Source organism: Streptomyces sp. H39-C1 (genome assembly GCF_027158125.1).
In the GTDB taxonomy this organism is placed as follows: Bacteria; Actinomycetota; Actinomycetes; order Streptomycetales; family Streptomycetaceae; genus Actinacidiphila; species Actinacidiphila fildesensis.
The window spans coordinates 31,767-55,113 of sequence record NZ_JAPVLS010000012.1 but is presented as its reverse complement, the minus strand read 5'-3'; the positions used below and the strand labels follow the sequence as shown (position 1 = coordinate 55,113).

General features: G+C 70.1%; 22 protein-coding genes and 1 pseudogene. 16 read left to right on the top strand and 7 right to left on the bottom strand.

All coding sequences use genetic code 11. The features are described from left to right. Positions 1-185: 185 nt before the first annotated feature. The 4 genes from O3W51_RS10650 to O3W51_RS10635 all read left to right on the top strand — a co-directional run bounded on the left by O3W51_RS10650 (position 186) and on the right by O3W51_RS10635 (position 4,201). Positions 186-1,376 carry a sensor histidine kinase gene (locus O3W51_RS10650; protein WP_138355384.1) on the top strand — a complete coding sequence of 397 codons (1,191 nt, stop codon included), beginning with the start codon at positions 186-188 and terminating at the stop codon, positions 1,374-1,376. Next, positions 1,373-2,053: a response regulator gene (locus tag O3W51_RS10645; RefSeq protein ID WP_138355385.1), complete on the top strand. Its 681-nt coding sequence runs from the start codon at positions 1,373-1,375 to the stop codon at positions 2,051-2,053. The genes O3W51_RS10650 and O3W51_RS10645 overlap by 4 nt, the downstream gene beginning before the upstream one ends. A 74-nt stretch (positions 2,054-2,127) precedes the next feature. Further along, positions 2,128-2,625 carry a hypothetical protein gene (locus tag O3W51_RS10640; protein WP_198358898.1) on the top strand — a complete coding sequence of 166 codons (498 nt, stop codon included), beginning with the start codon at positions 2,128-2,130 and terminating at the stop codon, positions 2,623-2,625. Positions 2,626-2,962: 337 nt separating this feature from the next. Next, the gene (locus O3W51_RS10635) at positions 2,963-4,201 is read left to right on the top strand and encodes a cytochrome P450 family protein (protein ID WP_138355387.1); all 1,239 of its coding nucleotides are present in this window, start codon (positions 2,963-2,965) and stop codon (positions 4,199-4,201) included. 93 nt (positions 4,202-4,294) lie between these two features. Here the strand turns inward: O3W51_RS10635 and pip are convergent, their stop codons facing one another. Then, positions 4,295-5,254, bottom strand: coding sequence for a prolyl aminopeptidase (gene pip, locus O3W51_RS10630; protein ID WP_269285354.1), 960 nt, complete (start codon positions 5,252-5,254; stop codon positions 4,295-4,297). Between the two features lie 438 nt (positions 5,255-5,692). On the opposite strand from pip, the gene O3W51_RS10625 reads away from it, so the two are divergent. Next, positions 5,693-6,496, top strand: a complete 804-nt coding sequence (locus O3W51_RS10625) for a DUF4232 domain-containing protein (RefSeq protein WP_331284057.1) — start codon at positions 5,693-5,695, stop codon at positions 6,494-6,496. A 120-nt stretch (positions 6,497-6,616) separates the two neighbouring features. Continuing rightward, positions 6,617-6,940, top strand: coding sequence for a putative quinol monooxygenase (locus tag O3W51_RS10620; protein ID WP_138355390.1), 324 nt, complete (start codon positions 6,617-6,619; stop codon positions 6,938-6,940). 99 nt (positions 6,941-7,039) lie between these two features. Here O3W51_RS10620 and O3W51_RS10615 read toward each other — a convergent pair whose 3' ends face one another. Then, complete coding sequence (locus O3W51_RS10615) at positions 7,040-8,191, bottom strand: FAD-dependent oxidoreductase (RefSeq protein ID WP_138355391.1); 1,152 nt, start codon at positions 8,189-8,191, stop codon at positions 7,040-7,042. 169 nt (positions 8,192-8,360) lie between these two features. Here O3W51_RS10615 and O3W51_RS10610 point away from each other — a divergent pair, with 169 nt between their 5' ends. From O3W51_RS10610 to O3W51_RS10570, 9 genes are all read left to right on the top strand, one after another. Continuing rightward, positions 8,361-8,975, top strand: coding sequence for a TetR/AcrR family transcriptional regulator (locus O3W51_RS10610; protein ID WP_138355392.1), 615 nt, complete (start codon positions 8,361-8,363; stop codon positions 8,973-8,975). Positions 8,976-9,122: 147 nt separating this feature from the next. Next, on the top strand, positions 9,123-9,626 hold the full coding sequence (locus tag O3W51_RS10605) for a hypothetical protein (RefSeq protein ID WP_138355393.1): 504 nt from the start codon (positions 9,123-9,125) through the stop codon (positions 9,624-9,626). Next, complete coding sequence (locus O3W51_RS10600) at positions 9,626-11,014, top strand: hypothetical protein (protein WP_232485961.1); 1,389 nt, start codon at positions 9,626-9,628, stop codon at positions 11,012-11,014. Before O3W51_RS10605 ends, O3W51_RS10600 begins: the two co-directional genes overlap by 1 nt. Then, positions 11,011-12,474, top strand: a complete 1,464-nt coding sequence (locus O3W51_RS10595) for a VWA domain-containing protein (RefSeq protein WP_269285348.1) — start codon at positions 11,011-11,013, stop codon at positions 12,472-12,474. Before O3W51_RS10600 ends, O3W51_RS10595 begins: the two co-directional genes overlap by 4 nt. A gap of 12 nt (positions 12,475-12,486) precedes the next feature. Beyond that, positions 12,487-13,599, top strand: coding sequence for an ATP-binding protein (locus tag O3W51_RS10590; RefSeq protein ID WP_269285346.1), 1,113 nt, complete (start codon positions 12,487-12,489; stop codon positions 13,597-13,599). Then, positions 13,596-16,412: a DUF5682 family protein gene (locus O3W51_RS10585; RefSeq protein ID WP_269285343.1), complete on the top strand. Its 2,817-nt coding sequence runs from the start codon at positions 13,596-13,598 to the stop codon at positions 16,410-16,412. The genes O3W51_RS10590 and O3W51_RS10585 overlap by 4 nt, the downstream gene beginning before the upstream one ends. A gap of 118 nt (positions 16,413-16,530) precedes the next feature. After that, the gene (locus O3W51_RS10580; RefSeq protein ID WP_138355397.1) at positions 16,531-16,815 is read left to right on the top strand and encodes a hypothetical protein; all 285 of its coding nucleotides are present in this window, start codon (positions 16,531-16,533) and stop codon (positions 16,813-16,815) included. Positions 16,816-17,039: 224 nt separating this feature from the next. Further along, positions 17,040-17,951, top strand: coding sequence for a DUF5829 family protein (locus O3W51_RS10575; RefSeq protein WP_198358919.1), 912 nt, complete (start codon positions 17,040-17,042; stop codon positions 17,949-17,951). A 220-nt stretch (positions 17,952-18,171) separates the two neighbouring features. Continuing rightward, positions 18,172-19,335 carry an FAD-dependent monooxygenase gene (locus O3W51_RS10570; protein ID WP_269285340.1) on the top strand — a complete coding sequence of 388 codons (1,164 nt, stop codon included), beginning with the start codon at positions 18,172-18,174 and terminating at the stop codon, positions 19,333-19,335. Positions 19,336-19,408: 73 nt separating this feature from the next. On the opposite strand, the gene O3W51_RS10565 is transcribed toward O3W51_RS10570, so the two are convergent. After that, positions 19,409-20,272: an SDR family NAD(P)-dependent oxidoreductase gene (locus tag O3W51_RS10565; protein WP_164294083.1), complete on the bottom strand. Its 864-nt coding sequence runs from the start codon at positions 20,270-20,272 to the stop codon at positions 19,409-19,411. Between the two features lie 109 nt (positions 20,273-20,381). Between O3W51_RS10565 and O3W51_RS10560 the strand changes: the two genes are divergently transcribed. After that, a complete protein-coding gene (locus O3W51_RS10560; RefSeq protein WP_138355400.1) occupies positions 20,382-20,843 on the top strand; it encodes a MarR family winged helix-turn-helix transcriptional regulator in 462 nt (153 codons plus the stop codon). A gap of 50 nt (positions 20,844-20,893) precedes the next feature. On the opposite strand, the gene O3W51_RS10555 is transcribed toward O3W51_RS10560, so the two are convergent. The 4 genes and pseudogenes from O3W51_RS10555 to O3W51_RS10540 all read right to left on the bottom strand — a co-directional run. After that, positions 20,894-21,874, bottom strand: coding sequence for an NADPH:quinone reductase (locus tag O3W51_RS10555; protein WP_138355401.1), 981 nt, complete (start codon positions 21,872-21,874; stop codon positions 20,894-20,896). Positions 21,875-22,055: 181 nt separating this feature from the next. Beyond that, complete coding sequence (locus O3W51_RS10550; RefSeq protein WP_138355402.1) at positions 22,056-22,322, bottom strand: WhiB family transcriptional regulator; 267 nt, start codon at positions 22,320-22,322, stop codon at positions 22,056-22,058. Positions 22,323-22,460: 138 nt separating this feature from the next. Beyond that, the gene (locus O3W51_RS10545; RefSeq protein ID WP_232485960.1) at positions 22,461-23,003 is read right to left on the bottom strand and encodes a DUF6328 family protein; all 543 of its coding nucleotides are present in this window, start codon (positions 23,001-23,003) and stop codon (positions 22,461-22,463) included. Next, positions 23,000-23,230, bottom strand: a pseudogene (locus O3W51_RS10540) (thiamine pyrophosphate-requiring protein); the annotation flags it as partial. The pseudogene O3W51_RS10540 and the gene O3W51_RS10545, both read right to left, overlap by 4 nt. Between the last annotated feature and the right edge of the window lie 117 nt (positions 23,231-23,347).

Below are 23,347 nucleotides of genomic sequence, written 5' to 3'. Positions count from 1 at the left end.
CGAGCAGAGGATGAACACGATCAGGGGTCCGGGGTCCGGCAATGCTCCCCGACCAGGACCGTGGTCCTGGTCGAAGATCAGCCGCAGGGGGAATGTCCGGCCCTCGGCCCGATGCGAGAATGGATCAGCCAGCAGGTCGTCCGCCCGGGGGAGCACCCGGAGGGCCGAGAACAGGGAGGGGCACCATGCGAACGCGCCGGTACACCGCGCCACTGATTCCCGGCGCGCTGCCGTGGACGCGCAACGACGGGCTCGTTGCCGTCGGGGCCGCAGTCGTGGACCTTCTCGGTTACCTGATCGGCAGCCAGACCGAGGACGGTTCCGTCACGGTCCCTGGAGTCCTTCTCGTCGTCCTGTCCGCTCTGCCGCTGCTGGCCCGCCGTAGCCATCCGATGCCGGCGTTCATCGCCGTGCTGGCCTTCACCGCGGTGCTGAATCTGTCCTCGTCGCTGCCGAGCCACTTCGGAGCGGTCATCACGGTGGGCCTGTACTCGGCGGCCCGAGTCTGCTCCGGTCCGATGACAGCGGTGGTGTCCATCGTGACGGTGCTCCTGACGCTGCTGAGTCAGAGTTTCGGGCGGACCACGTCGAGGACGGACGTCCTTGCCAATGTCCTCGCCGTCCTTATCGTCGTCATAACGGCGATCGTGGTCAGCCGCTGGCAACAGGAGGTCGCGGCGACCCGCAGGTTGCTGGCCGACCGAGCGGTGGCCGACGAACGGCGTCGCATCGCCCGGGAACTGCACGACATCGTGGCCCACCACATCACCACCATGCAGCTGATGGCCGGCGGGGCACGAGCCAACCTCGCGGGCAACCCCGAAGCCGCGCGGGACGCGCTGCTCACCCTGGAGTCCTCCGGGCGGATGGCCCTGGGCGAGATGCGCCAGCTCCTCGACGTCCTGCGCGCAGGCGACGAACCGGAGCTCGCGCCGCACGCACCCCAACCCGGAGCCGATGACATCGACCGTATCGTCACCGAGTCCCGGCTGGCCGGCCTGCCCACCGAGTTCCGGGTCTGCGGCCAGGAGAGACCACTGCCGCCGACCGTCGGGCTCACCGTGTTCCGGGTCGTACAGGAAGCACTCACCAACGCTCGCAAACACGCCGGCCGGGCCCGCGCGTCGGTACAGCTGACGTATCTCCCGGACCGCGTCGACGTCGAGGTCCTCGATGACGGCGCGGGCGCGCTGGTGCCCGTGGGAGCGCTGGAAACGGCAGCGGCGTCCCGTACCGGCTACGGGCTGATCGGCATGCACGAACGTGTCGCCCTGCAGGGCGGCACCCTGGAGACCGGCGGGCTGGACGGCGGCGGATTCAGGGTGGCGGCCAGCCTGCCACTGGCAGCGGATGAGAGAGCGGAACTCCTCCGATGAGCGCAGTCCCGCAGCAGAAGATCAGCGTGCTGATCGCCGACGACCAGCCGCTGGTACGGCGCGGCCTGGCACTCATCCTCTCCCCCGACCCGGCGTTCGAGGTGGTGGCCGAAGCTGAGGACGGCGAACAGGCCGTCGCCCTCGCGCACCGCTTCCGGCCGGACGTCGTCGTGATGGACATCCGGATGCCCGTCCTCGACGGTGTCCAGGCGACCGAGCAGCTCGCCGCCGCGCTCCCCGACTGCCGTGTGCTGGCCCTGAGCACCTTCGACATGGACGAGTACGTCGTGGGCGCGCTCCGCGCCGGCGCCTACGGATTCCTGCCCAAGGACATCTCCCCGGAGGAACTCGTCGCGGCGATCCACATCGTCCACGCGGGTGAGGCCACCGTCGCGCCCCGGCTGCTCACCCGGCTCATCTCCACCTACGTCAGAGCCCCGCACCGTCCGCAGAAGCCACCGATCAGCCTCAATGAACTCACGCCCCGCGAGGTCGAGGTGTGGCGCCTGATCGCCACCGGCCTCGACAACGCGGAGATCGCCCGCGCGCTGGACATCACCGTCTCCACCGTCAAGAACTACATCACCAGCATCTTCGACAAGCTCAGCGTCCGGGACCGCGCCCAAGCGGTGATCGCCGCCTACGAGTCAGGTCTCGTGGAGACCCAGCAGAACTAGGGGCAGGCCCCGGACAGGACACCATCTCCAGGACCCGTCCGCTGGTGTCGTGTCTGCCTGGCAGTATCGAGGGTGTGGAGGTGGGGGAGGAGATGGTGCCGGGATTCGCCATCCGCGAGGGCAACGCCGTGTACCGGGGCCCGTCGGCGGCGGGCTCGCTGCATGCCCACGCCGCCTTCCAAGTCGCCATCGCCGTCCAGGGCGAGGTGACCATGATGGACGCTTACGGCACCCACCACCGCGCCAAGGCGCTGATCGTGCCGCCGATGACGCGGCATCGCATCCTGGCGATGACGACCCTGGTCACTTTCTTCATCGAGCCGCATTGCGCGTTCGCGGACCGGCTGCGCGACCGCTGCGGCAACGGCATCACCCCGGCCCCCGAGCTGCGCGGCCTCAGCGAGAAGGACATCAGTGCCGCCGGTGCGCTTCCGTCGGCCGAGCTCGATGCCCGGCTGGTGAAGGCGATGAACACACTGGCGGAGCGGAAAGTTCCGATGCCGGGCCTCGCCGCGACGGCCGGGCTGTCACCCCAGCGCCTTCGCCCCTTCATCACGACCGGACATTGGTGAAGGGCCAGGCTGGAGACCACGGTGCTCGCCACATCCGCGCCGAGGACCTCCACCAGCGCGTCCCCCATGCCGACCCGCCATTCCGGTGCCGCACCCGCCCCCGCACCCGCACCCGGGCGACGCGGCCCAGTGCTGGGGTGAAGGTTCGTTCGGTCATGCGGGCAGTCTCGATCGCACGGTGCCACCCGGTCTTGAACGAAGCGCTCGTCCACCGGTCGGGTTTCCGGGACATCCCGAACTGCTCCGTCCACAGGGCCGTCGCAGGTCGCCTGTGCAGGCGGTAGTTCGGTGCGCTACCGGGCGTGAGATGGCGAGGTGGGGAATCTAGGGTGGGTTCATGCCCACCACAACGTCCGGCCCTCCGCAGTCCTTTGACCCCGCCGAGCTGATCGACGATCCGCACGCCGTGTACGCGCGGTTGCGCGAGGCCGGGCCCGTTCACCGGATCACCGGTACGGACGGACTGCCGGCCTGGCTGATCACCCGCTACGCCGATGTGCGCCGGGCGCTGGCGGATCCGCGGCTCGCTCTGGACAAGCGCAACGCGCGGCCCGGCGGCTACCAAGGACTCGCCCTGCCGCCCGCGTTGGACGCGAACCTGCTGAACATGGACCCGCCGGACCACACCCGTATCCGCCGGCTGGTCTCGCAGGCGTTCACGCCCCGCCGGATCGAGGAGCTGCGCGCCCCGATCCGGCGGATCGCCGACGACCTGCTGGACGCCATCGCCCCGCACGGTCGTACCGATCTGATCGCCTCGTACGCGGCCCCACTGCCGATCACCGTCATCTGCGACCTGCTCGGGGTGGCCCCGGCCGACCGCCAGGACTTCCGGTCCTGGACCGACGCCCTCATCACGCCGGACCCCGCCCAGCCCTCGCGCGCCAAGGAAGCGGTCGGGAGCATGCTGGGGTACTTCACCCACCTGATCGCCGCCAAGCGGTCCCACCCCGCCGACGACCTGCTCTCCGCGATGATCGCCGCACGGGACGAGAGCCACCAGGACCGCTCCGGGGCCGGGGAGGGCGACGAGGACCGGCTCAGCGAGGACGAGTTGATGTCACTGGTCTTCCTCATCCTGTTCGCCGGCTACGAAAACACCATCCACCTCATCGGCAACGCCACCTTGGCCCTGCTGACCGCCCCCGACCAACTCGAAGCGCTGCGGGCGGAACCGGGCCGGGTCGGCGGCGCGGTCGCGGAGCTCGCCCGGTACGACGGGCCCGCACCGCTGGCGATCCGTCGCTTCCCACTGGAGGACATCACCATCGGCGGTGTCACGATCCCGGCCGGCGAGACCGTCCTGCTGTCCCTGGCCGCGGCGAACCGTGACCCCGGCCAGTTCGCCGATCCCGACCACGTCGACATCACCCGCGACGCCACCGGCCACCTCGCCCTCGGGCACGGCATCCACTACTGCCTCGGCGCGCCACTGGCCCGCATGGAGACCGAGATCGCCCTCATCGCGCTCCTCGACCGCTTTCCCCACCTCGCCCTCGACGTTCCACCCGACACTCTGCGGTGGCGGCCCTCGATGCGGGCCCGGGGACTGCTCGCTCTCCCGGTGCGGTACTGAACGGCCCGTACAGCGCCGGTCGTTGACCATGGGGCCTGGCCGCGATGCACGCCGGCCCGGCCAGGCCGGCGGGCTCAGCCGGGCCAGTTGAGGTCATCGTGGCGCGAACCGCTCGAAGGTCTCGTACAGTGCAGCGCTCATCGTGGCGCTGCCCTTGTGCCCCGAGTCGTCGATGACGATCAGTTCCGAGCCGGGCCAGGCGCGGCTGAGTTCCCAGGCCGTGTCCAGCGGTCCGCTCATGTCGAGGCGGCCGTGGATGAGGACGCCGGGGATGTCCGCCAGACGTCCCGCGTCGCGGATCAACTGGCCCTCCTCCAGCCAGGCTCCGTGTGCGAAGTAGTGCGCGCAGATCCGGACGAAGGCGAGCATGGCGAGGGGCGGCCTGTCGCTGTACGGGGTGGGCGCGCCGTTGGGTTCCGCGGACAGGACCGCGTCCTCCCAGGCGCACCAGTCGAGCGCGGCCTTGGTCCGTACGTTCAGGTCGGGGTTGTTCATGAGGCGTGCGTACGCCCCGACGAGGTCACCGTCGCGGTCGGCCGTGGGAACACCGTCGCGGAACCGCTCCCAGGCCTCGGGGAAGAAGCGGCCCACACCCCGGTAGAGCCAGTCGATCTCGGTGCGACGAGTGCTGGTGACGGCGACGAGGACGATCTCCGAAACTCGTTCCGGGTACCGCTCGGCGTAGGCGAGGCTGAGCGTGGAACCCCAGGAGCTGCCGAAGAGCAGCCACCGTTCGACACCGAGATGCTCGCGCAACTGCTCCATGTCGGCCATCCGGTGTTCGGTGGTGTTGACGTCCATGTCGGCGGCCGGATCGCTTGCGTGGGGTGTGCTGCGTCCACATCCCCGCTGGTCGAAGAGGATGATCCGGTAGCGCTCCGGGTCGAAGGAGCTGCGGCGGCCGGTCGAGCAGCCCGAACCGGGGCCGCCGTGGACGACCAGGGCGGGCTTGCCGTCGGGGTTGCCGCAGGCCTCCCAGTAGACGAGGTTGCCGTCCCCGGTGGGGAGCATGCCGTGGTCGTAGGGTTCGATCGGCGGGTAAGGCGCGGCCATGGTCTGACTCTCTTTCCTACGAGGTCGCCCGAACAGGCACAAGCCGCTCACACTACCTTCGCGACCGGATTCAGCTCAGGTCCGCGAGCACGGCCGGCTCCTCGTCAGGCCCCTCTCCGAGCGGCTCCTCCCTTCTGTGACAGGCCTGTTACCACCGCTGTGACTCCCGTCATGGCTGACCCGGTCCAGGCCTGATCGACTCACCGAATGCGTAGCGTCTCCCTCACCCTTCCCCTCGTCGTCGCCGGCGTTCTTGTGCTCACGGCTTGCGGAACGCAGAGGGTCGCCTCGTCGGGCGACGGCTCGCCACGGGCGGAGGGGGCCGACTCCACGGATCCCGCCAGCACAGCCTCCTGCGGGGCGCGGTCCTCCGACACGTGGGTCGCGCCCAGCGATATGGCGCCGCCTGGATCCCCTTCCGGTCTCGAGAAGGACGGAGTGAGGATCACGGGATTCAGCAGCGGTTCCAGCGCCTGCGCCGAGTTCGAGGTCACCAACCACGGGGCCGAACCCTTCACCTACACGATCGCTTTCGCGTTCCTGTCGGACTCCGGCAGGGAACCGTCGTCCATGGAGCAGACGGTTCCGTCCGTCGCACCGGGTCGGTCCGTGAAGCGGGTCTTCGCTGTCGACACGATGCACTCGCATACGGACGGGAAGGCCAAGGGTAAGGCAGGCGTGCGGATCACCAAGGTCAGGAGCGTCCCCACCGCCGAAGCGGCCCCGGCGGGTGGCGTCTGTCCGCTCTCGGGAGTGAGCGTGTACGTCGACAAGGGCGACGCCGCCATGGGACTGCGCGCCGTCGGTCTCCACCTGCGGAACTGCGGTACGCAGACCTACCGGCTCAACGGCTACCCGCAGCTTCAGATCCTCGACGAGGGCCACAAGCCCGTCAGCAGCGTGAAGGTCCTCCATGGCGGCAGCGCGATCACCGCGAGCTCCGGAGCCGACGGGGTGCCCCAGCCACTGGTCCTGAAGCCGGGCGAGAGCGCTTACGCCGATATGGTCTGGCGCAACACCTACGAAGCCGGCGCCGGCGATCCGGTGAACGCCCCGTACGTGAGGGTGTGGGCGAAGCCCGGTGCCGCTCCGATGACGGTGATCCCCGAACTCGACCTGGGCTCGACAGGGAAGCTGGGTGTCGGCCCCTGGAAGAGGGACGACACGATGGGGCCGGTCACCGGCGGCACGTCCGGCAGGCCGGCGCCGCCGTCCCTGACCGCCGTCCCCAGGCGACCGTGAAGACCAGCCTGCTCAGGCGCCCTGGTCCTTCCGCCGCTCTGCCACTGTCCGGATGTCCTGGGGTATCCCGGTAGGAGCGTGTCCCGGCGCAGGATGTTCTGGATGACCTAAAATCACCGGATGATCTTTATTGTCGTCAAGTTCCCCGTGAAGCCCGAGTATGCGGATGAGTGGCCGACGCACGTCGACGCCTTCACCAGTGGCACCCGGGCCGAGCCGGGCAATCTGTGGTTCGAGTGGTCGCGCAGCCTCGAAGAGCCCAACACTTACGTTCTGGTGGAGGCATTCCAGAACGACGCGGCCGCAGCGCACGTGAACTCCGATCATTTCCGGGCGGCGTTGGAGCACATGCGCCCCCTGCTGCGCCGTACGCCCGACATCGTGAGCACGACGATCGAAGACGCGACCGGCTGGAGTGCGATGGGCGAGCTCTCCATCGACTGACTGCGGGCTCTCCCGCCGGAATCAGTCCGCGATCCGCCGTGTCCGATGATGGCCGAAGGTGGTCATCGGCTTGATCCCTGCTGTGGTTCGGTTGGTTCGTCAGTGGTGTTGGGTCATGTGGGCGAGCGTCTGGTCGGCGCTGTCGGGAGCGAAGGCTCCGTCGATGCCCTCCGCCGCTCCTTCGGCGGCTTCGACGGAACGGGGCAGCAGGACGTCCTCGTAGGCGGTGATCGCGTCGTCGATGGTGGGGTGCCTGATGACGGCGCGGGCGAGGTCGGCGCCGTCGAGCATGGCGAGGTTGGCGCCCAGGCCGGAGAAGGGGGACATGAGGTGGGCGGCGTCGCCGAGCAGGGTGACGCCGGGGGTGTGGCGCCAGGTGTGGGGGACGGGCAGGGCGTACAGAGGGCGGTTGGCGTAGCCGGTGTCGGTGTCGGTGATGAAGGCGAGCAGGTCGGGGCTCCAGCCGGCGAACTCCTTGAGGAGGGCCTCGCGTACGGCGGTGGCGTCGGTCAGGTCGAGTCCGGCAAGCTGGTGCCAGTTCTCGTCGGTGCGCATGCCGAGGTAGGTGCGGATGTGTCCGCCGCTGGTGCGCTGGGCGATGACCCCCTGGTTGTTGTCGAGGGCCAGCATCGTGCCGTCGCCGGTGAGGGCGGCGAGCTGGGGATGGCGGATGTCGGCCTCGTCGAGGCCGGCCTCGACGAAGGTGACGCCGGTGTAGACGGGCAGGGCGTCGGACAGGAGCCGGCGGACCTTCGACCAGGCGCCGTCGGCGCCGATGACGAGGTCGACTTCCGCGGTGGTGCCGTCGGTGAAGTGCAGGCGGTGGGTGCCCTCGTCGCCGAGTGATGCGGCGCGGGTGAGCTGGTGTCCCCATCGCACGGTGTCCGGCTTGAGGGAGTCGCGCAGCAGGTCGCGCAACTGGCCACGGTCGATCTCGGGGTTGCCCACTTCGGGGTCGGTCCCGGGCGGGGCGGCGTCGAACAGGACGCGTCCGTCGCGGCTGACCAGCCGCACCTGCTGGCCCTCGGGGCGGGCCAGGGTGAGGAACTCCTCCAGGAGACCGGCTGCGCGCAGTGCGTGTTGGCCGGATTCGGGGTGCATGTCGAGGGTGCCGCCCTGGTTGCGGGCGGTGGGGGAGGCGTCCAGGTCGTAGACGGTGGGGGTCAGGCCGTGCTGCTGGAGGATGCGGGCGCAGACGAGGCCGCCGGGGCCGGCGCCGATGATCGCTATGCGAGGGGTGGTGGTGTTCATGGGTGTGCTCCGTTCGCTGTGCGGATGGGTGCGAGGGGTGGGGAAGCGCGGGAGAAGGGGTTCAGGAGCCGGGGAGTGTCACGCGGCCCTCATCCAGAAGAGCACATCAACTCAATAACTGCAACGGTACAACTTTTGCAGTTGTTCAACTTAGGAGTAGAGTGCCGGCATGACCGAAACGACGACCGGCACTCCGCAGCAGGCGCCGACAGGACGCCGCGAGCGCAAGAAGGCCGCCACCCGTCAGGCGCTCGCCGATGCGGCCCTGCGTCTGTTCCTCGAGCGCGGATACGACCAGGTCGGCATCCGGGAGATCGCGGACGCGGCCGATGTGTCCACCACGACGCTGTTCAAGCACTTCCCGGTCAAGGAGGCCCTCGTCTTCGACGAGGAGACCGACCAGGAAGCACTCCTGCTGGCCGCTGTGCGTCAACGGGCCGACGGCCAGTCGATTCCCGCGGCGCTGTGCGAGCACGCCCTGCGCCACCGGATCGTCGCCGCCGACACCGACGGCCGTTTCGCCGCCTTCAGCAACCTCGTGGACAGCACCCCCGCCCTGCGCGACTACGGCCAGAGCATGTGGCTGCGCCACGAAACCGCCCTCGCCCACGCGATCGCCGAGGAGGCCGGAGCCCCAGCCGCCGATCCGACGTGCGCCGCCCTCGCCCACTTCGCCCTCGAAGCCCCCCGCGCCGTGCGCGGGCAGGCCGACTCCCACCAGGCGCTCATCCGCGCCTTCGAGCTCCTCGAACACGGGTGGAACGCCGGCCGGCCGGGCGCCTGAACAACTCCGCGGCGTCAACGCGTTCTCACTGCGGCGCGGACCGCCCCCTGTGCGTCCGCGATCAGCGTTGTCAGTGATCGCCACTATGTTCAGTCGCATCCCGCCGATCTGGTGCGGAAGGCCTTCTGGTGCATAGGAGACGGTGAGTTGTCAGATTGGGAGAGGTCGAGCACGGCGCGGGTGACGGCACCCTCGCGGCCGCGCAAGCTCGCCAAGGTGCCGTTCGTCGAACTGGCCGACGGACGCCTGCAGGGTGTGGTGTCCAGCGGCTCGGACATCGAGCGGGTCTATGTCTCGTCGGTCGCGGCCGGGACCTACGCGTTCGCGTGCAGCACCAACAACAACCGGCCGTGCGGGGGCGCTCGGGGCTCGTTCTGCAACCACATCCAGGCCCTGATCAACGAGGCGGTGCTTCAGTACGGTGCCGACCGCGTCGCCCGCTACCTGCGGGTCGACATCGCGGACGGGGACATCGGCGCGCAGACCATCACCGCCGCGATGAGCTCCACACGTCCGCCGCAGGCGGACACCAAGGCCGCGGCGCCCGTCTTCAGCCGGTTCCTGCGTCACCTGGCCTACCTGGAACTCGCCCCGACCACCGCGCCGTTGCCGGAGATGCAGTGGTTCCCGCCGACCAGGCAGGTGGCGTGATGCGCGCCGACCTGCTCGTCGAGAACATCGCCGGACTCGACGAAGCCCTGACAGCCGTCGACGCGTTCGACCGGGCTCTCGTCACCGGTCTGCTCCGTCCCCAGCCCGCCCAGGCCGCCGGCCTGACCGAACTGGCCAACGCCGTCTCGGGTACGCCGCTGGCCGCCAGGGTCGCCGAGGCGGCCGATAAGGCGGCGGCCGGATCCGCGGGTGAGGACCACTTCGTCGCCCTCGCCGCCGCCCGCACCGCACTGCTGGGCTCGGTCCATGACGCACTGATGGCCCGCGTCGCTGAGGCGTCCGGCCGGCCCCGCGGTGCGGAGACCGCCCCGGCGCCCGGCGGTCGGCAAGGGGCGAACCTGCTGGCCGCCGCCCGGTCCTGGCTGTCCGACCTGGCACGCGCCGGGTGGCAGGGCATCGACCACGACACGGTCTCCGGAGCGGCGCATGTCGTCTCCGCGATGCTTCCCGACCCGGCCCTGCGCCGCCTGGCCACGCTCCTCGACGGCCTCGCCGCCGAACTCGCCGCTTCCTGCCCGGGCTCCGCCCTGGAACGCATCCCGGCCCGCCGCTGGGGCGACCTGTGGTCGCGCGCGATGCTGCTCACTCTGCCCGGTGTGGCGGACGCGCCGGTCACCGGGACGGTCACCGGCCGTCTGCTGCCCCTCGGCATCGACGTGCAGGAACACGCGACCGCCGTGCAGGCCCAGGTCCACGCGGTGTTCGAGCCGGCGGACGGCACCGCGCCGCGCCTGGTGCGCGCCAGTGTGTCGGTGCCGAAGCCCGACACGGTCGTCGGAGCCGGACTGTGGCAGCTGCTCCGGCCGCACATGTCGCTGCTGGCAGCGGTCAGCGACGGCCGCTCCATGGACCTCGCCGAGATGCCGGTCACCGCCGAGGGCGACCTGCTCTGGAGCGATGAGCACGCCCGCCCGAGCGAGCCCGCCGACGCCTTCGCCACGGCCCGCGTCGCCCTGCCCACCGCCATCGACCCGGCAACCGCGCCCATGGACCGGCACCCGGCGCGCATCGCCGTCCCCGTGTTCCTCGAGGGGTACGCCGCCCAACGGGACGACGAGGCACTGACGTTCACCGTGGCCGGTCATCCGCTCGCTGTCGACACCGACCGCATTCCGGCCGCCGGTCCGCTTACCCCCGAGGCCGTCGCGGCGTCCGGTGCCTGTATCGGACTGCTCCGCTGGGACGCCGGGACGTATCGCGTCCAGCCCCTGGCCGTCGAGACGACGGTACGGAAGAAGGCTGTCGCGATCCACGCCGGGGGCTGGGCCGGGGGCACGACCGACAAGGCCGGCGTCCGATCCGAGAAGGCCGCCACCGACGCCGTGGCCGTACTGCGGGAGCGCGCCGGAAGGTTGCTGCGGAAATGACGGAGCACGCGACCGCGCGAACCGCCGGCAGCGGGCCTTCGGCCGAGCACCCGGACGCACAGAACCCTGAGGTGGATTCCGACGACAACCGCCGTCAGCTTTTGTACTGGCGACTCCTCGCCCGCCTCTTCGACGGTGAGGAGCAGGCCTCGCTGGAATCGTCGAGCCTCGCTGTCGTCGAGGACATCGGTCTGCCGTCCGCGCTGCTGGACCCGCAGGCCTCCGTCGACTCGGTCGTGCAGCGCCACCCGGAGCTGGCCGCCGAGTTCGACGGACTGATGGTGCCAGGGCCGGACGACGATGGTGCACGCGACCGCGCCGCCGAGGTACGGCGTGCGGCGCTGGTGTCCAAGGTGCTGCTCAACGTCTTCGCCTCCGGCTCCGGCACTGTCACCGCAGGACAGTTGACGCGTTGGCAGTCGGACGCGGACTGGCTGGAGCGCGCGCTCGGCTGCCGGCCCGGCGAGCTGCGCGGCGGCCGCGCCGGCGCGAAGGCCGCGGGACGGGGTGCCGGCCCGGCCGGAGCCGGCGGCCCGGGCACGACGCCCGATCTCAGCCGGCTCATTCCGGCGATCGGCCCGGAACTCGGCGCCATCGAGGCCGACCTCGTCAAGCGGATGCACCTGCGCGAGGTACTGGCCGACCCCACGCTCGCCGCGCAGCTGACCCCCAGCATGTCGCTGATCGAACAGCTGCTGCGGGACAAGAGCAACCTCTCGGGCGTGGCCCTGGCCAACGCCAAGTCCCTGATCCGCCGCTTCGTCGACGAGGTCGCCGAAGTGCTGCGTACCCAGGTGGAGAAGGCCACGGTGGGCGCTCTGGACCGTTCGATCCCGCCCAAACGCGTCTTCCGCAACCTCGACCTCGACCGCACGATCTGGAAGAACCTCACCAACTGGAGCCCGGAGGACGAGCGGCTGTACGTCGACCGCCTCTACTACCGGCACACCGCCCGCAAGACGACGCCGCAGCGGCTGATCGTCGTCGTGGACCAGTCCGGTTCGATGCTCGACTCGATGGTGAACTGCACCGTCCTGGCGTCGATCTTCGCCGGGCTGCCGAAGGTGGACGTCCATCTGATCGCGTACGACACGCGGGCCATCGATCTCACACCGTGGGTGCACGACCCCTTCGAGACCCTGCTGCGGACCAACCTCGGGGGCGGCAACGACGGCCCCGTCGCGATGGCCATGGCCCGCCCGAAGATCACCGAGCCCCGGAACACCGTGATGGTGTGGATCTCGGACTTCTATGAATTCAACCGCTCACAGCCGCTGTTCGAAGGCATCGAGGCGGTGCACCGCTCCGGCGTGAAGTTCATCCCGGTCGGCTCGGTGACCAGCTCCGGACGCCAGGAGGTCAACCCCTGGTTCCGGGAGCGCTTCAAGGCCCTCGGTACGCCGGTGGTCTCCGGTCACATCCGCAAGCTGGTCCACGAACTCAAGACGTTCCTCGCTTAGAAAGGCCCTCATATGTCCGACCTGTTGCGCGCCCCCGCCGAGATCAAGTACGCCGAGGAGCTGGACTGGCTGGAGTCGATCGACGACAACCCCAAGCCCTTCTCCTGGCGGCTGTCCCCGAAGATGGTCCGACTGTTCATCCTGGGCTCCGAGGGTTCCGACGGCCTGGACCGGGAGATTTCGCAGAAGTGGTTCGGCGACCGCAGCTTCGTCGAGCGCTCCATCGTCACACTGGCCTCCGACCGCGGTCTGCTGCTCATCGGCGACCCCGGCACCGGCAAGAGCTGGCTGGCCGAGCTGCTGTCCACCGCGATATGCCGTAACTCCACGCTGGTGGTGCAGGGCACGGCGGGCACCACCGAGGATCACATCAAGTACTCCTGGAACGTGTCCATGGTCATCGCCAAGGGTCAGTCGCGGCAGTCGATGATCCCCTCGCCGATCATGACCGCGATGGAGACCGGCGCCATCGGCCGCTTCGAGGAACTCACCCGCTCCACCAGTGATGTCCAGGATGCGCTGATCTCGATCCTGTCCGAGAAGTACATCTCCGTTCCCGAACTCGACAGCGACAACATCGTCTTCGCCAAGCCCGGCTTCTCGATCATCGCCACCGCCAACAGCCGTGACCGAGGCGTCAATGATCTGTCCTCGGCGCTCAAACGCCGCTTCAACTTCGTCCGCATCCCCGTGATGACGAACCGGAAGAGCGAGGCGGAGATCGTCCGCTTCCGCACCGAGGAACTGCTCCACCGCCACCAGCTCGAACTGGACGTGCCGCCGACGCTGCTCGACGTGCTGCTGCAGAGCTTCGCCGACCTGCGCGCCTCCGCGGCCGCGGCCGGCAGCGACGACGAGAAGCTGGAGTCCGCGCTGTCGACCGCCGAACAGATCGGCGTGCTCGAGGACGCGATCCTGCACAGCAACTTCTTCGGCGAGCGCGCCCTGACCGCACGCACGCTGGCCTCCTCGCTCGTCGGGTCACTGGCCCGGCGGGAGCCCGAGGACCTGGCGATCCTCAACAAGTACCTGCACGGTGTCGTCGAGCCGCGCAGCAAGGAAGAGGGCGGATCCTGGCCGGAGTTCCTGGAGGGCGGCCGCGACGCGATCGCCACCCTGTCATGAGCGGCACCCACGAGGGGGCCTTCGAAACGCTGCGCGCGCAACTGCAGGAGACGGCCGCGACGTTCGCCGACGGACCCGGCGCTCTCGAGGGCATCCTCCTCGGCATCGTCGACGACGTCGACCGGGCCGTGCGCGAGCCGCTCGAGATCTTCCCCGTCTGCCACCACTCGCCCGCCTCGGCGATCGCGATGGCACGCCGGCTGCGCGAGAAGCAGCCGAAGGTCGTGTATCTGGAACTGTGCGAGGACATGGCGCCGCTGCTGACCGAACTGCGCAACTGCAGGCTTCCGGTGGCGGTCCAGTCGTTCGCCACCGAGGTCGGCGGCTTCCCTGCCGAGTGGTCACCGCTGTCGGTGGTCGCTCCGATCACCGAAGCCTCGGCCGAGTACCAGGCGATCGCCTACGCACTGGACACCCCGGGCGTCGAACTGGTCCTCGTCGACCGGTCCTCCGACCACGTCTTCCAGTGGGACGCGCGCGCGGACCACCCGGCCGAGCCCGGCGCTGATCCAGGAGCGCCGGAAGCGCCGCCCGCCGAGGAGGAAGCCGTACTGCACGGCGACGCCATCGGTGTGGAGATCGGTGACCTGCGGCCCCGGTTCGCCGAACTGGAGGAGCACCTGCTGCGCCACGGCCGGGTGCGGCACTGGTCGGAGTGGTGGCACCAGTACGTCGAACTGCCGCTCGGCGACAGCGATCACGACACCTACCGCCAGGTCATGCTGCTGATCGGTAGCCTCTTCCGGCGGCTGGCACCCGGCGACGCCGACCGGGTGCGCGTGGACGAGGACCGTGAGCGGTTCATGTGGACCAGGATGCGCGAACACCTGGCCGCGACCGGCGCCGATCCCGCGGACTGCCTTTACGTCTGCGGTGCGTTCCACGCGGCCAGCCGCGTCGCGGAGTTCGGTATCGACGGCACCGACACCTTCGAGATCAGCCCGCGCAGTGCCACCAAGTGGCTGCACGGGCTGATCCCGTCCAGCCATGCGGCGATCGAGGCGCAGTTCGGCCTCGCCGCGGGCTCGGTGTCGATCGCCGCGACCGTCTGGGCGAAGAACGTCAAGCGCACGCGCGTGCAGCCGTACCGGCTGACAGGACAGGCGGGTGCGCCGTCGAAGGCCAAGAAGATCGCGGCCGGGGCTCCCGTGCCGGCGGTCCCCGCCTCGGACAAGCTGACGGGCTTCCTGCGGCAGCCACCCGTTCTGGACCGGCTGGACGAGGCCGAACTGCTCGGCTGGTCGGTGGAGATCGTGCGCGCCGCGCGCCGCAACGGCTATCTCGCCTCCACCGCCGACGCCATCGCGGTGTTCGAGACGTCGATCCTGCTGGCCGGCATGCGCGACCGGGCCAGGCCCACGCCGTACGACTTCCAGGACGCGGCGGTCACCTGTATCGAGAAGGACTCCGTGCCCGGCCGGCGGGACGTGCGCCGGCTCGTGGAGATCATGATGGGTGGCGACCGGGTGGGCCAGGTCGGCTACGACGCGCTGCCACCGCTGGCCCGCGACGTGCACGACCGGCTCGCGCCGCTGAACCTCAAGCTCCAGCAGCGAGGAGTGCAGCGGGCACTGCTGGACATCACCTCCCAGCCCGCACTGGAGCAGTGCTCCGACGTGCTGTGGATGCTGCGCTACCTGATGCCGCACGGCGCCGCGCGACCGATCATGGGCGAGCGGAAACTGGGGGAGCGGCCGATCCAGGAGTCATGGGACGTGGCGCTGGGCACCCACCAGCGTGCGCTCATCGAGCTCGGCTACGAGGGCGTCAGCATCGAGCAGGTCCTGGAACAGCGCCTGCGCCGCACGGCCTACAGCCCACAGGCCACCGCAGCGACCGTCCTGGAAGCCGTCGAGGACGCGACGCTGTACCTGCGGAGCCGCCGCATCGCCGACGAACTGGGCACCCGCGCTCTGGAGGTGCTGTCGGCCGAGCGCAGCGTCGACGGCGCCCCGGAGGTCCTGCGCCGGGTCCGGCGGCTGCTGGCGTACTACCGCACCAGCGAGCCGGTGCTGCCGCCATGGATCGAGTCCTTCGTCAAGACCGGCTACGCGCACTACTGCACCCTGCTGCCGACCGCGTTCACCGACGACGACGCCACCGTCCGCCAAGTGGCGGCGATGCTGGGATTCCTGTTCAGCATGGAGAGCCTGGCCCTGTCCCTGGGCTGCGACCGCACCCAACTGGAACTGGCGGTGGCCCAGTCGCATCCGCAGGACCCGTCGAGGACGGCCCTGCTGTGGGCGGCCCAGGTACAGCTCGGGCACCTGAGCCGCACGGAGCTCCGGGCACGCTGCGACGAGCTGCTCAGCAACCCCATGGTGGTACCCGCCTATCCGCGCTACCTGAGCGGCTTCGTCCACGCCCTGGAGCCCGTCCCGGGCCTCACCGACTTCGTCGTGGAGGCGGTGTCGAACGCCTTCGGCCGACTGCCGGACCCGGTCCTCCTGCCGTGGCTGCCGACCCTGATCACCACCCTGCGCTCGGGCGGCGCCGAACTGGCCCCGCTACTGATCCGTGAGGCCGGAAGAATCTTCCCCGGCCGGCTCGCGGCGCTGGACGCGTGGGTGCCCCCATGGCGGGCACCGCAGGGAACGGAAGCCGTACGGGTGGCACGCCGCACGGACGCCGACCACGGCTGCACGCTCCTCGCCGCCCACCCCGCGACGTGCGACGCGATGGCAAGCTTGCTGGGCTGCGAAGAGCCCTGGCAAACCACCGTTCCCCAGCCGCGGGGCGCGGCGCTGGCGGCCCTCCACCCGGCCACGGCTGCGGCACTGGAGGCGGTGCTGTCCGGACCGGGACACCTGTGAGCACAAGCCCTCCGGATGCGGCCGGACCGGCGAACCGCGGTCCGGCCGCGAATGGTCCGGGTTTCGCGTCAATGCCCTGCCGGAACCAGTCCTGGCATTCTCCGGACAGTACGCCGGTATGGTCGCCGTCACGCGTGAGGATCCGACCGCCGACTACGAGAACAACATTGCGCGGCTCTACATCAAGGCGGGCAAGGCCGGTGAACAGACGCCCGCGTCGTCCGGCGGCCCGTCAGCGGACAGCGGCCTGTCAGCGGACGGCAGCCATTCCGGTGACAGCCTCGCCGAATCCGGTGGCGGCAACGGGATGACCTGGACGGCTGCCGGTGGAGCCACCGTGCTCGCGCTCGGCGTCGGCGCCGTGATCATCACCTGCCGCCGTAAGACCACACGCAGCGCCTGATCGACGGCCCCTTGTGGCAGGTCTCCCGTCGCACCCGTGGCCGGGCGGGATCCCCTGGCGGAACTCGCCCGGCCACCGCTGAGCGAGGCCGCGGTGACACCGGACGGCGATGCCGCGGCCTGTGCCGGATTCCGCGATGGCGGTCTGCCTTTGCTCGAACCGGCAGCCAATGCGGTCCCCTGCGTCCTACGATCATTTACATGCTGCTTCGCCGAATGCTGCGCATGGTCATGGTTCTTGCTGTGGTTCTCACCGGAGTGGTTCAGGGGGGTGTGGGGACCGCGTGGGCCGGGGAGAGCCGGACGTCGTCCGATCGGCAGTTGCTGTTCTACAACCATGCCTACGGCGTGTTCGACCGCGAGACGGCCGATGCCATCGAGCACTCCGAATACCTGCGGAACTTCGCCAACTTCCAGGTCCGCACCACGACGGGTACCGGCGGCGAGACCTGGACCGGTCGTTATCTGATGGGCCGCCAGACCTACCTCGAACTGTTCGGGATCGGCGATCTGCCCGGCCAGGACTCTGTTCTCGGTTCCGCCGGGATGGGGGTCTCAGCAGAGCGGGCCGGCGACCTGGCGACGGTGACCCAGCGCTTGCGGGATCAGGGGACCCCCAACCCGATCGGGTTCCGCCAGACGCGAGACTTCGGCGCCGGCGTGCCGGTGCCGTGGTTCGACGCGGTGTTCACCACCGACCAGTACGACACTTTCGGCGCCTGGGGGATGGAGTACCTGCCGGAGTACTTCGCCGACCCGCGCAGCAAGACCGAGCCGGCCAGCTACCCCGGTGACGTCGGCCGGGAGCGGTACCTGTCCGACGACTACCGCAGCCATCTGATGCGCGATGTGACCCTGGTCCGTCTCGCGGTCACCGAACGCGACCTTGCCAGTACGGTGCCGTTGCTGAAGGCCGGCGGGTTCCGCGTGCACTCCGTGGCAGGCGGCGTCGTTGCGCAGGGCGGCGGCACCACGATCCGACTCGACGCTGTCGCCCGCGACAAGGTGGGTCTGCGCCAGGTCGAGATGTCGCTCAACCGGTCCGTCCTGTACCGGCACGAGGAGCGGCTCGGCCACTCGACGCTCACCGTCGGCCCCGGCCCCCGCGCCGTCTGGAATTTCGGCGACACGAAGTAACCGGAATCCTGCGGATCCGTTGTAGGCGCCGTGCCGGCTTCGGCACGGCGCCTACGCGTTGCGGCGCGGGTCGCCCGGCCTCATGAGGCCGGTGGCCCAGCCAGTCGCACCAGGTCCGTCCACCCATGGTCAGCGAGCGGTCAGCGCGCGGTGCGCGGCCCCAGGGAGTCTCTGAGCAGCGCACGGGATCGGCCCGAGCGGCACTCGCAAGGAGCACACCATGCAGAGCAGCACCGTCCTCATCTCCGGTGCCAGCATCGGCGGACCGGCTCTCGCCTACTGGCTGGCCGAGTACGGCTTCGAGGTCACCGTCGTGGAACGCGCCCCTGCCTTTCGACCGGGCGGTCAGGCGGTCGATGTGCGCGGCCCGGCGCTGGAAGTCGCCGAGCGGATGGGCGTGCTGGACGAGCTGCGGAGCCTGGCCACCGACATGCGAGGCATGTCGATGGTCGACGCCACCGGTAAGGAGCTCTACCGCAGTACGGAAGGCACCATCAGCGGCGGTGAATTCGCCACCCCGGATGTCGAGATCCTCCGCGACGACCTGTGCCAGGTGCTCTTCCGGGCCGCCGCCGACCGCGTCGAGTATCTCTTCGACGACTCCATCGTCGCCCTTGCCCAGGACGCGCAAGGGGTCCACGTCACCTTTGAGAACGCCGATCCGCGCACCTTCGACCTGGTGGTGGGCGCCGACGGGCTGCACTCCAACACCCGGCGGCTGGCCTTCGGCCCGGAGTCCGAGTACATCACCCACCTCGGCACCTACCTGTCGGTCTTCACCGCCCCCAACTACCTCGAGCTGGACCGCTGGCAGGTCTGGCACCAGGGCGGCACCGCAGGCGGTGCGATCATGACCGCCCGCGGCAACGCCGAGATCCGGGTCTTCGCGGGATTCGAGGCACCGGAACCTGTCGACTACGACTACCGCGACACCGAGGCGCAGAAGAAGCTGGTCCACGACCGTCTGTCCGATGTCGGCTGGGAGTTTCCCCGTGCACTGCAGTACATGTGGGACGCGCCCGACTTCCACTTCGACTCGATGAGCCAGATCCACCTGGACCAGTGGTGGCGCGGGCGGGTGGTCCTGGTCGGTGACGCCGGTTACTGCGGTTCGCCCATGTCGGGGCAGGGCACCAGCATGGCCATGGTCGGTGCCTACGTGCTGGCTGGCGAACTGAAGGCCGCCCACGGTGACCACCGGATTGCCTACCCCGCCTATCAGGACGCCCTGCGCGGCTACGTGGCGGAGAACCAGCAGCTCGCCCTCACCAACAAGGCCCGCATCGCGGCCGAGACGGGTGCTGCTCAAGGTGAGGCCATCGCCGATATCGAGGTCCAGGACTTCGGCCAGGTGGTCAATGGCCTCGTCCTGAAGGACTTCTGATCGGACCAGCCACCGGGGGGCGGAGACCAGCGTTCCGCAGCCGGTCGACGCGGTGGAACCGGGGACGTCCGGGTCAGCCGGTCACCCAGGTGCCGGTGAGGCTCTGGATGGTGGAGCCGTCGAGGTCGGCGAGCTTGGTGCCGACGAAGTCGCGGGCCCGGTCGGAGGTCTGGACGCGGAACGCCGGCCGGTCCGCCGTGAGGGCGTCGATGATCGGTGCGGCGGCCTGGGCCGGGGTCTGCGCGGAGCCGAAGGCTTTCATGGTCCGGTCGATGTAGGCCTGGAGGGCGGGTCCGTACGGTCCGGCTGCCGCGGTCAGCGCCGGGACGTCGAGGCTCTGGCTGGCAACGAACTCGCTGGCCACGGCGCCTGGTTCGATCACGGTCACCGAGACGCCGACGGTGGCTGCCACCGGGGCGAGGGACTCCATGAAGCCTTCGACCGCGAACTTGGCAGCGCAGTAGGCCTCGTTGAACGGCTGCCCGACCACGCCGCCGACGCTGGTGACGGTCAGCACCCGTCCCTGGGATGCCCGCAGGTGGGGCAGCGCGGCCCGGGTGACCTCCACGACGCCGAAGAAGTTCACTTCCATCGTCCCGCGGACGTCCGCGACGGTGCCCTGTTCGATGGTGCCCACGTGTCCGGCTCCGGCGTTGTTGACCAACGCGTCCAGCCGGCCGTGCTCGGCGATGACCTCGGTCAGGCAGTCGGCCACGGAGTCGGGGTCGACCACGTCCAGGCGCTTGATCTGGATGCGGTCGGTGACTCCGGCCTCGGCGGCCGCCTTGCGCAGGGCGTCGGCCTTGCCCGGGTCGCGCATCGTGGCGACGGTCAGCCATCCGGCCTGAGCCGCGGCCACGGCGGTGGCCAGGCCGATGCCGGAGGAGGTGCCGGTGATCAGGACGGTCTTCTGGGGCTGGGCGGGCTGGGCGGACATGCGGGCCTCGTCTCTGCCGGGGGTCGGGAGATGACCCCCGGATATAGTGTGCGTGCACACACACCATACGTCTGTGTGTGCACGCACGCAAATCGCGTAGGATTGCGCCATGCCACGAGCCGACATAAACCTGGGTGATCTGGCCGCCCGGGATCACGCCTTCTACGGCCTGGTCTGGGCCGGCACCACGCTCACCGCGCGCGTCGACCGCGCCCTCGTCCGCGCCCATGACCTGCCGCTGTCGTGGTTCGAGGTGATGCTGTGGCTGCACGGCCAGAGCGAACCGGTGGCCGCGTCCGACCTCGGCGCGAAAACCCTCCTCAGCCGCAGCCAGGTCTCCCGCGTCGCGGACGCGCTGCAGGCCCGTGGCCTGATCGAGCGCAGCACCGCCCCATCCGACGCCCGCTCGGTGCGGATCACCCTCACTCCGGCCGGCCGAGAGGCCTTCGCGGCGGCCGACGCCACCCGCAGACAGGCTCTGGCCGAGGTCTTCAACGACCTCCTGGACGACGACGACATCCAGTCACTGGAGACCGTCTGGCAGAAGCTGAAACAGCACCGCGACGACTGAGCGCCCGCCGGTTCCGTGGCCTGACGGTCGCCCTGCGCGCGAGGGGGGAATCAGTCGGTGAGGGTGACCAGGACGCGGCCGCGTACGCCGGCGTCGACGCGGTCGTGCGCCTTGGCGATCTCCTCCAGCGGGTAGCGGTAGCTCACGTTCGCCGTCAGAGCGCCGACGGCAGCGGCGGCGGTGAGGTCGCGGACGGCCTGCCGCTTGGCGGGTAGGGGGAAGTCGTCGCTGCCGAGCAGGCGCAGCGTCACGTTGGCGAACAGCAGCGGCCAGAACGGCACTTCGGTCCGGTCGGTCCGGGTGGCGTAGGCGGCGATGACGGCATGGTCGGCGACGACCGCCGCGTCCAGGTCGGCGTTGTCGGACAGGGCCACCTCGATGACGCGATGCACGCCCTGCGGTGCGTGGGCGCGGATCGCCTTCGCCGGGTCGCCCTCGTCCAGCGCGACGGTGTGGGACACCACGGCCGGGTCGACGTGGGGGAGGTCGCTACCGCGCGTTACGGTGCCGATGACGGTCGCACCGCCCCAGCGAGCCAGCCGGGCGGCCACCGAGCCGACGGCCCCGAGGACGCCCTGCACGAGGACGATCCGGCCGTCCACCGGACCGTCGCCGAACACGGCCCGGTGGGCGGTGATCCCGGGGATGCCCAGGCTCGCTCCTAGGTCGTCGCTGAGGTGGTCAGGAAGCGGCACGGCCAAGTGCTCCGGGACGACCGCGTACTGGGCGGCGGTCCCGAAGGGCCGGTAGGACTGCGCGCCGTACACCCACACCCGCTGGCCGCGGCGGACGGTGCCGACTCCGTCGCCGACGGCATCGACGACACCGGCGGCATCGCTGTGCGGGATCACCCGGGGGTAGGGCATCGCCGAGCCGAGCCAGCCCTGGCGCTTCTTGGTGTCACCGGGGTTCACGCCCGACACGTGCACACGCACCCGGACCTCGCCGGGTCCGGGCTGCGGGTCGGGCAGCTCACCGACCCGGAGGACGTCGGCGGCCGGGCCCTGCAGGTCGTACCAGGACGCGATCATGGGGAACCTCCGTGGCCGGTGAGCGGGCGTGCTTCCGAGAGTAGGCGTGGTGCGGGGCGCGTGCTGTGCAAGAGACGACGTATCCCGCGTGGGGGGAGGTGCACTGCTCTCGGACGGCGCGGTCGGGCGCCCATCGGCTCCCACCGGTGAGCCGGGAGGGGTGCCGGGGGTGTCGAGCCGGTCAGTCCGTGGCCTTGCGGGCGGCGATCGCACGGCCGCGGGCCGCTCTGCGCTTCGCCGCACGTCGTTCGTCCTCGCTCAGCCCGCCCCAGACGCCTGCGTCCTGACCGGCCTCGAGGGCCCAGCTCAGGCACTCCTCCCGCACCGGACAGCGGCGGCACACCGCCTTCGCCTGCTGGATCTGCAGCAGGGCCGGGCCGGAGCTGCCGACGGGAAAGAACAGTTCGGGATCCTCTGCACGACAGGCCGCACGGTGTCGCCAGTTCATGGGATTCCCTCCGATGCGTGTCGCGGGCGGCGGATCCGCCGGTCGGACCCGCTCCATGCCGTGTGGTCACGCGTGCCCCAACTTCGGTGATCCATTCAGTGATCCGCGGCACCGGATGCAACGGGCTGCTGGCACGTCCTACGACGGCCGCTCGGATCCTTGCGCCACCTCGGGTCCTCGTGGACCGTTCGAGTCGCTCCGCTCCCGGTGGCGCAGCCAGGCAGCCGGCAGGAACCAGCAGACCGCGAACCACGCCACCATGACGGTCACCCACACCACGGCGGTCGTACCGGACGCGGTCACGCGCAGAATCAGCAGCAGCGCCGAGGCGACCGTGCCCAGCAGGAGAATCAGCCCGACCACGGTGAACCGGGAGCCCCAGACCACCGCTTCGGGCTTCAGCCGGTGGCCCGCGACGATGCGGTGCAGGGAGACGGGTGCGATGAGAGCGCCCGTCGCGGCGGCGCCCAGCAGGACCGTCGTGATGTAGATGTTCCGGTCGAAGCCGTTCAGGTCGGCGAAGCGTGGCGTGAAGGCCACCGTCAGCAGGAACCCCAGCAGGATCTGCACACCGGTCTCGGCGACCCGCACCTCCTGCAGCAGTTCGAGCCATAGCCGGTCGGCGCGTTGATCCGGATCCTCGTTGTGGCGTGTCGGCGGGCGGTCCGCGGGTGGGGTCATCCGTGCTCGCCCGCCTTCTTGCGGTTGTCGGGGAGGAATTCCTGGATCTTGGCTTTGACGCCTTGCTTGATCATATCGGCGCGGTCGCTGTCTCCCTTGAGGATCGCGGCCGCCGTCGACTCCATCTGCTCCCAGGTGGCGTGCGACGGGATCGGCGGCACGGCGGGATCCGTGCGGAACTCCACCACCACGGGGCCATCGGCGGTGAGCGCGGCGTCCCAGGCGGCGGCGGCCACCACCGGGACGTGGTCGAGCTTGGCGTCGTAGCGGCCGACCTGCTCGACACCCCACTCCCGTAGTCGGGCGAGCAGACGGTCCGAAACCGTTGTGCTCATGGAGCGGCT